This window comes from Lysobacter arseniciresistens ZS79, assembly GCF_000768335.1.
In the GTDB taxonomy this organism is placed as follows: Bacteria; Pseudomonadota; Gammaproteobacteria; order Xanthomonadales; family Xanthomonadaceae; genus Novilysobacter; species Novilysobacter arseniciresistens.
The window spans coordinates 24,543-36,964 of the sequence record NZ_AVPT01000003.1; the positions used below are offsets into that span (position 1 = coordinate 24,543).

The 12,422-nt window shown below is 71.5% G+C and carries 11 protein-coding genes; 1 reads left to right on the forward strand and 10 read right to left on the reverse strand.

Annotated features, from left to right (window positions below):
- Positions 1-16: 16 nt before the first annotated feature.
- From cheD to N799_RS14260, 4 genes are all read right to left on the reverse strand, one after another.
- Positions 17-613 carry a chemoreceptor glutamine deamidase CheD gene (gene cheD, locus N799_RS02445; protein ID WP_036207379.1) on the reverse strand — a complete coding sequence of 199 codons (597 nt, stop codon included), beginning with the start codon at positions 611-613 and terminating at the stop codon, positions 17-19.
- A complete protein-coding gene (locus N799_RS02450; protein ID WP_036207382.1) occupies positions 610-1,488 on the reverse strand; it encodes a CheR family methyltransferase in 879 nt (292 codons plus the stop codon). Before N799_RS02450 ends, cheD begins: the two co-directional genes overlap by 4 nt.
- On the reverse strand, positions 1,481-3,661 hold the full coding sequence (locus N799_RS02455; protein ID WP_081974658.1) for a putative bifunctional diguanylate cyclase/phosphodiesterase: 2,181 nt from the start codon (positions 3,659-3,661) through the stop codon (positions 1,481-1,483). Before N799_RS02455 ends, N799_RS02450 begins: the two co-directional genes overlap by 8 nt.
- Positions 3,662-3,862: 201 nt before the next feature.
- A complete protein-coding gene (locus N799_RS14260) occupies positions 3,863-6,538 on the reverse strand; it encodes a methyl-accepting chemotaxis protein (protein WP_052101076.1) in 2,676 nt (891 codons plus the stop codon).
- Between the two features lie 268 nt (positions 6,539-6,806).
- On the opposite strand from N799_RS14260, the gene N799_RS02465 reads away from it, so the two are divergent.
- A complete protein-coding gene (locus N799_RS02465) occupies positions 6,807-7,112 on the forward strand; it encodes an energy transducer TonB (RefSeq protein WP_052101079.1) in 306 nt (101 codons plus the stop codon).
- Between the two features lie 371 nt (positions 7,113-7,483).
- On the opposite strand, the gene N799_RS02470 is transcribed toward N799_RS02465, so the two are convergent.
- The 6 genes from N799_RS02470 to N799_RS02495 form a co-directional block, all read right to left on the reverse strand.
- Positions 7,484-8,005: a chemotaxis protein CheW gene (locus N799_RS02470; RefSeq protein WP_081974660.1), complete on the reverse strand. Its 522-nt coding sequence runs from the start codon at positions 8,003-8,005 to the stop codon at positions 7,484-7,486.
- A 33-nt stretch (positions 8,006-8,038) separates the two neighbouring features.
- The gene (locus N799_RS02475) at positions 8,039-10,039 is read right to left on the reverse strand and encodes a chemotaxis protein CheA (RefSeq protein WP_036207384.1); all 2,001 of its coding nucleotides are present in this window, start codon (positions 10,037-10,039) and stop codon (positions 8,039-8,041) included.
- 14 nt (positions 10,040-10,053) lie between these two features.
- Positions 10,054-10,419 (reverse strand): response regulator, encoded by a 366-nt coding sequence (locus tag N799_RS02480; protein ID WP_036207738.1) that lies wholly within the window; start codon positions 10,417-10,419, stop codon positions 10,054-10,056.
- An 8-nt stretch (positions 10,420-10,427) separates the two neighbouring features.
- Entirely contained in the window at positions 10,428-10,718 is a 291-nt protein-coding gene (locus tag N799_RS02485; protein WP_036207387.1) for an STAS domain-containing protein, read from the reverse strand.
- A gap of 237 nt (positions 10,719-10,955) precedes the next feature.
- Complete coding sequence (locus N799_RS02490) at positions 10,956-11,651, reverse strand: chemotaxis protein CheW (RefSeq protein ID WP_052101082.1); 696 nt, start codon at positions 11,649-11,651, stop codon at positions 10,956-10,958.
- A complete protein-coding gene (locus N799_RS02495; protein WP_036207390.1) occupies positions 11,648-12,421 on the reverse strand; it encodes a ParA family protein in 774 nt (257 codons plus the stop codon). Before N799_RS02495 ends, N799_RS02490 begins: the two co-directional genes overlap by 4 nt.
- Between the last annotated feature and the right edge of the window lies 1 nt (position 12,422).

The following is a 12,422-nucleotide window of genomic DNA, read 5'->3' on the forward strand; positions in this document are numbered from 1 at the left end:
CTCGCGCCGCCATGGATCAGAACAGCTCGACGCTGCCGGCCACCGGCGCGCGGTTGAGGCTGCCCAGGTACGCGCGCTCGGCCCGTGCGATCTCGTCGTCGCGGGTCGCCGGCAGGCGCTTGACCAGGGTGCGGCCGGTCTGGGCGAAGAAGCAGACCTTGCGCGGGTGGATGTCGCCGAGGTCCTGCGCCATCACCGGGATGCGCTCGGCCGCCAGGTACTCCAGAACGAAGCGCGCGTTGCGGGTGCCGATCGGATCGGTGTGGAACCCGCTGAGCACGTTGCCGCCGCCGAACACCTTGGCCAGCAGCCGGTTGCGCCGCGCGCCGCGCTTGAGCAGATCATTGATCAGCAGTTCCATCGCGTGGGCGCCGTAGCGCGCGCACACGCTCTTGCCGTCCTCGCCGGGCAGCATGAAGTGGTTCATGCCGCCGACCTTCACCGCCGGGTCGTACAGGCAGGCGGCGACGCATGAGCCGAGCAGGGTCACCAGCGCGACCGGTTCGCCGGTGGCGACGTAGTCGGCCGGCAACAGCTTGATCGCCTCGGTCTGCAGGGTGCGGTCATAGTAGCGGCCGTTGAGGGCCTCGGCGACGGGGGATACAGCGTTCACGGGCGGGCTCCGGCGCGCGGCGCGACGCGGTAGACGGTGCGACCGCAGGGCACGACGATGTCCTGCGCGTGGGCGAAGCTTTCCGAGTGGCCGGCGAACAGCAGGCCGCCGGGCGCCAGCAGCGGTGCCATCCGCGCCAGCACCGTGTACTGCGTCGGCTTGTCGAAGTAGATCATCACGTTGCGGCAGAACACCGCCTGGAAGCCGCCGCGCAGTCCGTAGTCGGCGTCGAGCAGGTTGAGCGGGCGGAAGGTCACCAGCGCAGCCAGCGCCGGCTTGACCCGGCACATGCCGGCGTGCGGCCCGCCACCGCGCTGGAAGAACGCACGCTGGCGCTGTTCGGACACCGCCGCGATCCGCTCCAGTGGGTAGACCCCGGCGGCGGCGGTGCGCAGCACGTTGGTGTCGATGTCGGTGGCGAGGATCCGCACCGGCGGCGTCGGCGTGTCGAACGCCTCGCAGGCGGCGATCGCGATCGAGTAGGGCTCCTCGCCGGTGGATGCGGCGGCGCACCAGATCGTGATGCGCTCGGCCGGCACGTCGCGCAGGTGGCGGACGAGTTCGTCGAAGTGGTGCGCCTCGCGGAAGAACGAGGTGAGGTTGGTGGTCAGCGCGTTGGTGAACGCCTCCCACTCCGGGCCGTCGTCTTCTTCCAGCGCGTCGAGGTAGTCACAGAAGCGGTCAAGCCCGAGCGCGCGCACTCGGCGGGCGAGGCGGCTGTACACCATGTCGCGCTTGTGCGCGCTGAGGTGGATGCCGGCGCGGGTGTGGATCAGGCGCGAGACGCGGCGGAAGTCGCGCTCGTCGAACGCGAAGTCGCGCTCGACGTCGTCGCGGGCCGCGCCGCGCGGGTGGGCGAGGGCGGTGTCAACCATGGCCGGCGGTCTCCGGCCGCGTCCACGGCGCCGCCGCGGGGTCGTGGGTATGTGCCGCCAGCCACTCGGCGAAGGCCTGCGGGTCCAACGCCGGCGCGTACAGGAAGCCCTGCGCGCCGTGGCAGCCGAGGCCGCGCAGCAGCAGCGCCTGCTCGTGGCTCTCGACACCCTCGGCGACCACCTGCAATGCCATGTTGGTCGAGATCAGCAGTATTGATTTCACGATCGCCGCGTCGCCGGTGTTGGCGAGCATGTCGCGCACGAACGAGCGGTCGATCTTGACCCGGTCCACCGGCATCCGCTGCAGCAGCGACAACGACGCGTAACCGGTGCCGAAGTCGTCGAACGACAGCCGCACGCCGCGCGCGCGCAGCCCGGCCAGCGCACGCGCGCCGTCGTCGTCGGGGTTGAGCGCGATGGTCTCGGTGATCTCCAGCTCCAGCCGCTCCGGCGGCAGCCCGCTGGCGGCCAGGGCCTGGTCGATCTCGTGCGGCAGCAGGCCGTTGTTCACCTGCACCGGGAACAGGTTGATGCTGATCGCCAGCGGCTGGCCGCCGACGCGCGGCCACGCGGCGGCATCCTGGCAGGCCTGGCGGATGATCCAGCGACCCACCTCGGCGGCGACCGGGCTGGCCGCAAGCACGTCGATGAAGTCGACCGGCAGCAGCAGTCCGCGTTCGGGATGGCGCCAGCGCAGCAGTGCTTCGGCGCCCATCGTACGGCCACTGCCGAGGTCGATCTGCGGCTGGTAGTGGACCTCGAACTCGCCGCTTGCGTATGCGCGGCGCAGCTCCAGCTCCATCAGCCGGCGCGCGTTGACCTCCTCGCGCATGCCCTCGTCGAAGCGGCAGCAGCGGCGGCCGCCGGCGGCCTTGGCCTTGTACAGCGCGAGGTCCGCGCGGGCGACCAGCTCGCCGGCCGGGCAATCGTCGTCGCCATGGCACAGCGCGATGCCGATGCTGGCCTCCAGGCTCACCGGATGGCCGTCGATGTCCTCCAGCCGGCAGACCTGCCGCAGAAGATCGGCCAGGTGCGCGCCGAGACGCACGGCGTCCGCGCCGGGGCAGACCAGCGCGAACTCGTCGCCACCGAACCGCGCAAGCATCGCGCCGGCCGGGAGCAGCGACTCCAGGCGCACGGCGGTGGCGCGCAGCACCGCGTCGCCGACATCGTGGCCCAGGGTGTCGTTGATCGACTTGAAGTTGTCCAGCCCGACCACGGCGAAGCCGACCGCGATGCCGGCGTCGATGTGGCCGGACAGGGCGGCCAGCGCCGCGTTGCGGTTGGGCAGGGCGGTCAGCGGATCGACCAGCGCGGCCTGCCGCAGACGTTCTTCCTGCTCCAGCTGGGCGGTGATGTCGCGCAGTACCAGCGCGACGCCCTCGCCGTGCTGCAGGCGCCACGCGCAACGTGCCGCCTCCAGGGTCAACAAGGCATCACCGTGGCGCACCCGCAGGTGGAAGGGCGCGACGGGGTGGGTGCCGCGGCCGTGCAGCCACGCGCTCGCGGCCTCGGGATCGGCCTGCAGGTAGGCCGGGAACAGCGTGTCGACCGGCATCCCGCGCATCGCCCGCGCACCGCCGCCGAACAAACGCTCGGCCGCGTGGTTGACGTAGCCCACGCAGCCGCGCGGGTCGACCATGACCACCGCGCTGAAATCGGCCTGCACGATCTGCGCGGCGATCCGGTTGCGGCGTTGCAGCTGGTGGCGCTCCAGCAGGCGCGCGGCGAGCCGGCCGAGCTGGCCGAGCAACGGGTCGTCGGCCGGCGGCGGGGCGGGGCGGGTGTGGTGGTCGGCCACCAGCAGCCGGCCCAGCGCGCAACCGTCGGTACCGACTACCGGCAGCACCATCGCGAAACGCGCGCCGGCGGCGACCAGCGGGTCGCGGCGCAGGGATGGCACCGCGGCGGCGTCGGCCACGGCGGCCGTGCCTTCGCGCAGCATCGTGCTGTTGCGCATGATCGCAGGGTCGAAACCGTGGTGCGCGATCAGCCGCGCGTCGTCGCCACTGCCGACCACCAGCGCCGCCATCGAAGCCCGCAGCAGCGAGGCCGCCAGCGATACCAGGTCGGTGAACTCCTCGCCGCTGCGCTCGCCACCGGGCAGGTCGTCGCCGGTCCGCGGCCACGGCATGCCGGCCTCGCTCGTGCTGGGGTGGAACGGTGGCGGCATGGGCTTCCCTGAAGCTCCGGCGGGTGGACCGGGGCGCGCGGCGGACGGCGATGCCGTCGGTGAGGATTAACGGCGTGCGGCGGTTCGACTTGAGCGGGCCGGACGCGACCACTCCACAAACGTTGAACGCCGGAAACGGCAAAGGCCGCGTCGTTTGCACGCGGCCTTTGCGGGATTCCGCTCCGGGTGGGCCAGCCCCCGTCAGAACTCCTGCCAGTGCTGGTCGCCCGCGGCCGGCTTGGCGCTGGTGCGACGGGCCGGGCGGGCCGGCGCGGCGGGCTTCAACGCAGCGGCCTTCAGCGGGGCCGGTGCGACGGCGGGCTCGGCCACGCGCACGATCGTCGCCGGCTGCAGGTGCTCCTCGTCGGCGGCGAGGCGGAACGCGGCCACCGCCTGCACCAGCTGGCCGGACTGCTGCTCCAGGCTGCGTGCGGCGGCCGATGCCTCCTCGACCAGCGCGGCGTTCTGCTGGGTGCCCTCGTCCATCTGCAGGATCGCCTGGTTGACCTGCTCGATGCCGCTGCTCTGCTCCTGCGAGGCGGCCGAGATGTCGGCGATGATGTCGGTCACGCGCTTCACGCTGCCGACGATCTCGTCCATGGTCTTGCCGGCCTGGTCGACCAGTGCGCTGCCTTCCTCGACCTTGCCGACCGAGTCGGTGATCAGCTGCTTGATCTCCTTGGCGGCGTTGGCCGAGCGCTGAGCCAGCGAACGCACCTCCGAGGCGACCACCGCGAAGCCGCGGCCCTGCTCGCCGGCGCGCGCGGCTTCCACCGCGGCGTTGAGCGCGAGGATGTTGGTCTGGAACGCGATGCCGTCGATCACGCCGATGATGTCGTTGATCTTGCGCGAGGAGTCGTTGATCGCGCTCATGGTGTGCACGACCTGGCCGACCACCCGGCCGCCCTGCTCGGCGACGTCGGCCGCGCCGATCGCCAGCTGGTTGGCCTGGCGCGCGTTGTCGGCGTTCTGCTTGACCGTCGAGGTCAGCTCCTCCATCGACGAGGCGGTTTCCTCCAGCGACGCGGCCTGCTGCTCGGTGCGCTGCGACAGGTCGTTGTTGCCGGCGCTGATCTCGCCGGCGGCGGCGCTGATCGCGTCGCTGCCGTTGCGGATCCGGCCGACCACCAGTGCCAGCTGGTGGACCGCGCCATTGGCATTGCGTGCCAGCTCACCGAACTGGCCCGGCAGGGTGTCGTCGGCATTGCGGGTCAGGTCGCCGTCGGCCACCGCGCCCAGCAGCTGGCCGACCTCGTCGATGCCGCGGTCGGCGCTTTCCATCAGTGCGTTGAGGCCGTCGATCATTTCGCGGTAGACGAACTCGAAGCGCCCGGCGTCGCCGCGACGGCTGAAGTCACCGGCCACGGCGGCGTCGACCAGGGTCTTGATCTCGCCGTTGACCGCCAGCATGCGCGCCTTGACGTCGTCGACCGCCTCGGTGATGCGCGCCTTCTGGCCCGGCAGGCGCTCGATGTCCTCGGACAGGTCGCCGCGGCCGTAGGCATCGACGATCGCGACCACGCGGGTCTGCAGGTCGATATGCGAACCGACCAGGGTGTTGATCTCCTCGGCCATGGTGCCGAACGAACCCGGGAACGCCTGGCAGTCGAGCCGTTCGTCGACGTTGCCGGCCTGGTGGGCGTCGAACAGCGAACGCTGGGCGTCGGCGAAGCGGCGCAGGTTGGACACCGCGGCGTCGAGGCTGCCGGCGATGTCGCTGAGTTCGTCCTTGCCGTCGACTCGCACGCGCTCGGGGAACTCGCCGGCGCCGATCGACTCGGACACGCGGCGGATCTGCTGCAGCGACAGGCGGGTGCCGCGGATGAAGCCGAGGAACAGGTAGGCGGCGACCAGCAGGGTGACCACGGTGAACAGCGTGATCAGCCACAGCTGCCGCTGCAGGCCGGCGATCTCGGCGTCGGTGGACGCGACCAGGCCGTTGTTGGCGCCGATCAGCGCGGCGGTCAGCGCCAGCCGGGTGGCCTCCTCGCGCGCGGCCATCGCCTGCACGGGCTTCTCCGGCATCGGCGCGTCGAGGATGTGCTCCTGCACGTAGGCGGTCTGCTTGTCGACCGCGGCCAGCGCGGCGGCGAGCTTGTCGCCGACCGTGCCGGACAGCTCCGGCATCGCCTGCGCGGCGTTGGCGGCGTCGAGCTCGGCGCGCTGGCGCAGGAAGTCCTGCATGTTGCGGGTGATCGCCAGCGTGGTGCGGTCGTCGACCCAGATGCTGCCGGCGCCGAGCACCACCATCGCGGTAGCGGCCTGGCGCGAGGTGTACTCGGCCAGCGCCGGCAGCCACTCGGTGGCGACGCTGCTGGTGTACAGGGTCTCGGCGGCGTTGGCGCGCGACAGACCGGCAATGTCGGCCATCAGGCGGATCACCTCGTGCAGGCGGGTCACCGCGTGGTTGCGCGCGGCGATCGCGGTGGCGAGGTCGGCGTGTTCACCGTTGGCGGCCTGCCACGCGGATTCGGCTTCATCGAACGCGGTGGCCAGTGACGCCGACTCGGGCAGGTTGGCCCGCGCCCACTGCCTGACCTGGCGCAGCTCGGTGCCCGCCTCGGCCTTGGCGGCGTCGAGCGCGGCGGCCGCAACCTCCTCGCCGGCATCGCTGCGGACTTCGAGCTGGCGGACGGTGTGCATCGCCTGCATCGACCGCTGCAGCCGCGCGATCGGTGCGATCGCGTCGCGCTGCATCCGCGCGTCGGCCAGTGACGAGGCCGCGTTGACGATCACCATCCCGCCAAGCACGGCGCAGGTCAGGGTGAACGCGGCGCCGATCACCATCGCCTTCTGGCCGAAGCGCAGCCGCGCCATCAATCGCATCGCCGGCGCGAACGCCTGGTCGAGCAGGGAAACGGGTGCGCGGTAAGACATGGAAACCTCGGCAATGGTGACCGCTGGGTGGGTCGACTCTCCGGACCAACGGCACGCCGCGTCGAAACTTTAGGTCGGCGGGGTGCGGCAACCGCGCTGGGAGGCAGGGCCTGCGATGTGCATGCGTAGCGGTGGCGCGTGGCTGAACGGGAGGTGTACCTGTCGGTGTGGCGGCGGTCACAGTTCCGCTGAGGATCGCGAAAGTTCGCGCGATGGCGGCCGATGGAAGGGGCAACCCCCAGGCAGTTCCTCCCAAGGAGTCATCCCCATGTTGCGTTCGCTCTTCGTCGCCGCGCTGGCCGTGGCATTCGTCACCCCCGCCTTCGCCTCCCCGGACCTCAAGCCGCTGAAGCGGGTCGAGCCCGATTACCCGGTCGAGGCGATGCGCGCCGGCACCGAAGGTTTCGTCGAGGTCGAGTTCTCGGTCGACGCCGCCGGCAAGGTCGAGAGCGTCTCGGTCGTCAACGCCCAGCCGGCCCGCGTGTTCGAGCGCTCGGCCGTGGCCGCGGTCAAGAAGTGGTCGTTCGCCCCGGGCGGCGGTCGCGGCAAGGTCCGCCTCGACTTCGCGCTGTAAGCCAAGGTCCCGCCGGGTCACCGGCGGCATCCGTTCGCGGCAAAGAAAAGAACGTGCCCTTTCGGGGCGCGTTCTTTTTGCGTGCAGGAGTCGCGCAAGGCCGGCCATGCTTCGCTTGCCGCGCGTGTCCCGTCCGGGTTCCAACGCCCGGCATGGTAGGAGCGACGTGAGTCGCGACCCGCCGAACGCGTGGGATGCGGTGCGATTCGCTTGCGAACGGATTGTCCGGGGCCTGCTTCGGCAACCCGCGTCGCGGCTGGTGGTTCCGTCGCGTTCCGTGGCGATGTACAGGTCGCGACTCACGTCGCTCCTACGGGGGAGGGCATCGCTCTGGCGGGGGCAGCGGAATCGCCGCGGCAGATGCAGTGGACTTACGCCGCGAGCGCCTCGCTCACCAGGCCCATCTCGCTGCTGGTCATCAGCCGCTCGATGTCGAGCAGGATCAGCATGCGCTCGTCGAGGGTGCCGATGCCGGTCAGGAACTGGCGGTCGATCGCCGCGCCCAACTCGGGCACCTCGCGGATCTGCTCGCCGGCCAGGCGCACCACGTCGGACACGCGGTCGACCACGATGCCGACCACGCGGTCGGCGACGTTCAGCACGATCATCACCGTCAGCGGGTTGTAGTCGGCGGCGAGGCGGAACTTCAGGCGCATGTCGATCACCGGCACGATCACGCCGCGCAGGTTGATCACGCCCTTGATGTATTCCGGCGCGTCCGGCAGGCGCGTCACCGCGTCGTAGCCGCGGATTTCCTGCACCTTGAGGATGTCGACGCCGTACTCCTCCTCGCCCAGGGCGAAGGTCAGGAACTCGTTGCTGGCGCCGTCGCCGTCCACGCCGGGGGCGTGGTGGCCGGCGGCGTTGCGGGTGTCGGGGCGGGGGCTGCTCATGTCGGGTCCTTGGTTGCGGTCCGGCGGCGGCGCTCAGGCGGCCGACGGAAGGGTGTTGGGTTGCGCCAGGCCACCGGCGTCGACGATCAGCGCGACCCGGCCGTCGCCGAGGATGGTCGCGCCCGACACGCCGGCCACGCGGCGGTAGTTGGCTTCGAGGTTCTTGACCACCACCTGCTGCTGGCCGAGCAGTTCGTCGACCTCCAGCGCCAGCTTGCGGCCGTCGCTTTCCACCACCACCGCGATCGGCGCGGTGGTCGCGGCGTTGGCGGCGGCACCGTGCACCGGGTCGGGCAAGCGGTACTGCTCGCGCAGGTTGATCAGCGGCAGGTAGTCGTCGCGCACCTTCAGCACGCGGGTGTCGTTGGCGATCGTGCGGATCTCGCCCGGTCCGGGCTGCAGCGACTCGATCACCATGTTCAGCGGCAGGATGAAGACCTCGTCGCCGACCGCCACCGACATGCCGTCGAGGATCGCCAGCGTCAGCGGCAGCTTGATCGACACCGTGGTGCCGACGCCCTTGGCGCTGCGGATCTCGACCTGGCCACCGAGGGCGACGATGTTGCTCTTGACCACGTCCATGCCGACACCGCGGCCGGACAGGTCGGTCAGCGCGTCGGCGGTGGAGAAGCCGGGGTGGAACACGAGGTCCCACACCTGCGCGTCGGTCGGCTCGGCCGGCAGCGGCAGGTTGCGCTCGGCGGCCTTGCGCAGGATCCGCTCGCGGTCCAGTCCCTTGCCGTCGTCACCGACCTCGATGACGATGTGGCCGCCCTGGTGCGCGGCGCTCATGCTGATGGTGCCGGTCTCGTCCTTGCCCGCGGCGCGGCGCTCGGCCGGCGACTCCAGGCCGTGGTCGATCGCGTTGCGCATCAGGTGGACCAGCGGGTCGACGATCTTCTCGATCACGCCCTTGTCGAGCTCGGTCGCCTCGCCCTGGGTCTTGAGCCGGACCTTCTTGTCGAGCCGCGCGGCGAGGTCGCGCACCATCCGCGGGAAGCGGCTGAAGGCGAACTCGACCGGCAGCATGCGCACGCTCATCACCGCTTCCTGCAGGTCGCGGGTGTTGCGGTCGAGCTGGTCGAGGCCGCCAAGCAGCGCCTCGTGGGTGTTGGCGTCGAGCCCGGTGGACTGCTGGCGCAGCATCGCCTGGGTGATGACGAGCTCGCCGACTAGGTTGATCAGCGCGTCGACCTTGTTGACCGCGACGCGGATCGAGGTTTCCGGTTCGGTGGCGCGGGTGGACGGGCCGGCGGCGTCGGCGGTCGCGGTTGCCGCGGGCGCGTCGGGTGCCGGGGCAGGCGGCGCCGTTGCGGGCGCGGCCGCGATCGCCTCGATCGACAGCTCGCACTGGTCCTCGACCCACGCGAACGCCTCGTCGATCGCGCCGCGCGGCACGCTGCCGGGCAGCATCAGGTCCCACGCGAGGTGCGCCTCGAACGGGTCGAGCTGGTTGAACGGCGGCAGGCGGTCGTCGAGGCAGGTTGCCTGCACCGGGCCGTGGCTTTCGAGTTCGCGCAGGATCCGCAGCGGGTCGTTGCCGCTCATGAACAGCGACGGCTCGGGGCGGAAGCCGATGCGCCAGCCGTCGGTGGCGGCGTCGCCGGACGGAGCTTCGGTACCCGCATCGGTGGCGGCCGCGCCGGCATCGCCGCTCAGGATCGCGTCCAGCCCGGCGCGTGCACGGGCGAGTGCGGCGTGGTCGATGTCGCCGTCGCCACGCTCGGCCGCGGCGAGCAACCCTCGCAGCACGTCGACCGCCTCCAGCAGCACGCCGATGGCCGCGCTGTCGAGCACGCGCTGGCCGGCGCGGGCCTGGTCGAGCAGGGTCTCCAAGAGGTGGGTGAGGTCGGTGACGTGGCCGAAGCCGAACGTCGCTGCGCCGCCCTTGATCGAATGCGCGGCGCGGAAGATCACGTTGACCACGTCGGCGCTGGCGCCGCCGGCCTCCAGTCCCAGCAGGCCGGACTCCATCGCGTCGAGACCCTCGCGGCTCTCCTCGAAGAACGCGGCGTGGAACTGGGTGATGTCCATGGTGCCGGGCTTCCTCAGCCCAGGACCTTGCGGACGGTGGCGAGCAGCTGGTCGGGGTCGAACGGCTTGACCAGCCAGCCGGTCGCGCCGGCGGCCTTGCCTTCCATCTTCTTGTCGCCGCCGGACTCGGTGGTGAGCATCAGCAGCGGGGTGAACTTGTAGTCGGGCAGGGTGCGCAACTGGCGGATCAGCTCGATGCCGTCCATGCGCGGCATGTTGACGTCGGTGACGACGGCGTCGAACTTCGCGGTCTTCGCGATGTCGAGCGCGGCCTGGCCGTCTTCGGCCTCCTTGACGTTGTAGCCGCCCGACGACAGCGCGAAGGCGACCATCTGCCGCATGGAGGTGGAATCGTCGACGATGAGCAGGTTTTGGGGCAGATTGGCGCTCACGCGGGTTCTCCGGAGGGTGAATCGACACCGAGGCTGGCGGCGAGCGCGAGCGAGCGCGCGGCGTCGGCCAGGGTCGGCGAGGCGAGGGTGACGGTGGTGCTGCGGCCGGCGGCGGCGCGGTCGCGGACGAAGGCGTGCAGCAGTTGCAGGCCGGCCGCATGCACCCGCCGTACCTGGTCGCCGGCGAGCTGCACCGGGGCCTCGTCGTCGAGGTGCGGCAGCAGCGCGGCCTGCAGTTCGGCGACGTGCTCGATGCCGAGATCGGGTTGCAGCGACAGTTGGGTCATGGCGGCGCGGCGAAGGGGTGGTCGAGTGGTTTAACGGCGGGGCGGGCTGGGACTTGAGGCGGCCGTCGCGCGGGAATGCGGCTGCGTCGTTGTAGGAGCGACGTGAGTCGCGACCTGTACATCGCCCCGGTTCCAGCCGCGGTCGCGACTTACGTCGCTCCTACATCCGACGGACACCGGTGGTTGCGGTGGCCCGTCCCGGTGCGGGCCAGCAGGCCTGATCCACTCCACCATCCCTCACGCGAACAGCGCGTTCGCGTCCAGCAGCACGGTCGGGCTGCGGCCGATGCGGGCGATGCCGAGGATCGCGCCGGCGTCGCTGCCGACCAGCGGCGGCTCGATGTGCTCGCGGGCCAGGGTGGCGACGTCTTCGACCGCGGTGACCAGCACGCCGATCAGCTCGTCGTCGCGCTCGACCACCACGATCCGCGACTGCTCGCCGGCCAGCACGGCGTCGCCGCCGAGCCAGCGGCCGAGGTCGAACACCGGGACGATGCGGCCGCGCAGGTTCATCACTCCGGTCACCGCCGGCGGCGCGCCGCGCATGGCGACGGTCGGGGCGACGCGCACCACTTCCTGCACGCGCAGCAGTTCGAAGGCGTAGTGGTCGCGGCCGATGCCCAGGCGCAGCCAGCGGCTGGTGGTGGCCGGGCGCGGCATCGGACGCGCGTCGCCGTCGTTGCCGGCGGTGTCGTTCGGGGCCCGGAACGGTTGCGGCGTCTGGACGGGTTGCGGTTCGGGCACGGCTGGCGCCGGAAGCGGTGTCAGCAGTGGTTCGGCGGCAATCGCGACGGGCCCGGCTGCAGGCGGAGCGAGGGCCTCGGGGGCGACGACCGCAACGCGCGGAGCCGCACCCTCGTCCGCCACCACCGGGGCATCCGACACATCGGTCAGCAGCTCGTCGAGGTAGGCGTCAACCACCAGCGTGTTCATGCGGCCTCCTGCTGGCGCGGCATCGCCGCCAGCAACCAGTTCAGTGCCGAGCGGTAGGCGTCGGCGCCGCGGCCGCCGGGTTCTTCGCTGGCGGTGAGGGTGGCGGGGTCGCGCAGGCGGGTGTCCATCGGGATCGCCTTCGGCCACACGTGGCCTTCGTACAGGTCGTGCAGGCGCTCCAGGCTCTGCACGCCGGAACGGGTGCGGCGGTCGTACAGCGTCGGCAGGATGTGGCGCGGCAGCGGGCGACGGCGCGAGCGCTCGACCATGTCGGCGGTGCGCAGCATGTCGGCCAGCCCGTGCAGCGCCAGCGGGTCGGTCTGGGTCGGTACCACGAGGCGGTCGGCCGCGGCCAGCGCGTTGACCATCAGCAGGCCGAGCGTCGGCGGGCAGTCCAGCACGGCGTAGTCGAAATGCGCGCGCGCGGCATGCAGGGCGCGGCCGATCGACAGGCCCAGCCCGGGCTGGGTCGCGCCTCGGCGCTCCAGCGTCGCCAGTGCCGGCTGCGCGGCCACCAGCAGCAGGCCGTCGATGGCGGTGCCGCGCGCCAGCGAGCGCAGCTCGACGCTGCCGCCGGTGTTGAACAGGTCGTGGCTGCCCGACGGCGCCGGGTCGGTCGGCACGCCGAAGGCGCGGGTCAGCGACGCATGCGGGTCGAGGTCGACCAGGACCACGCGCGCGCCATCGGCGGCGAGCCCGCGCGCAAGGCACAGCGAGGTGGTGGTCTTGCCGACGCCACCCTTCTGGTTGGCGATTGCCCAGGTCTGCATG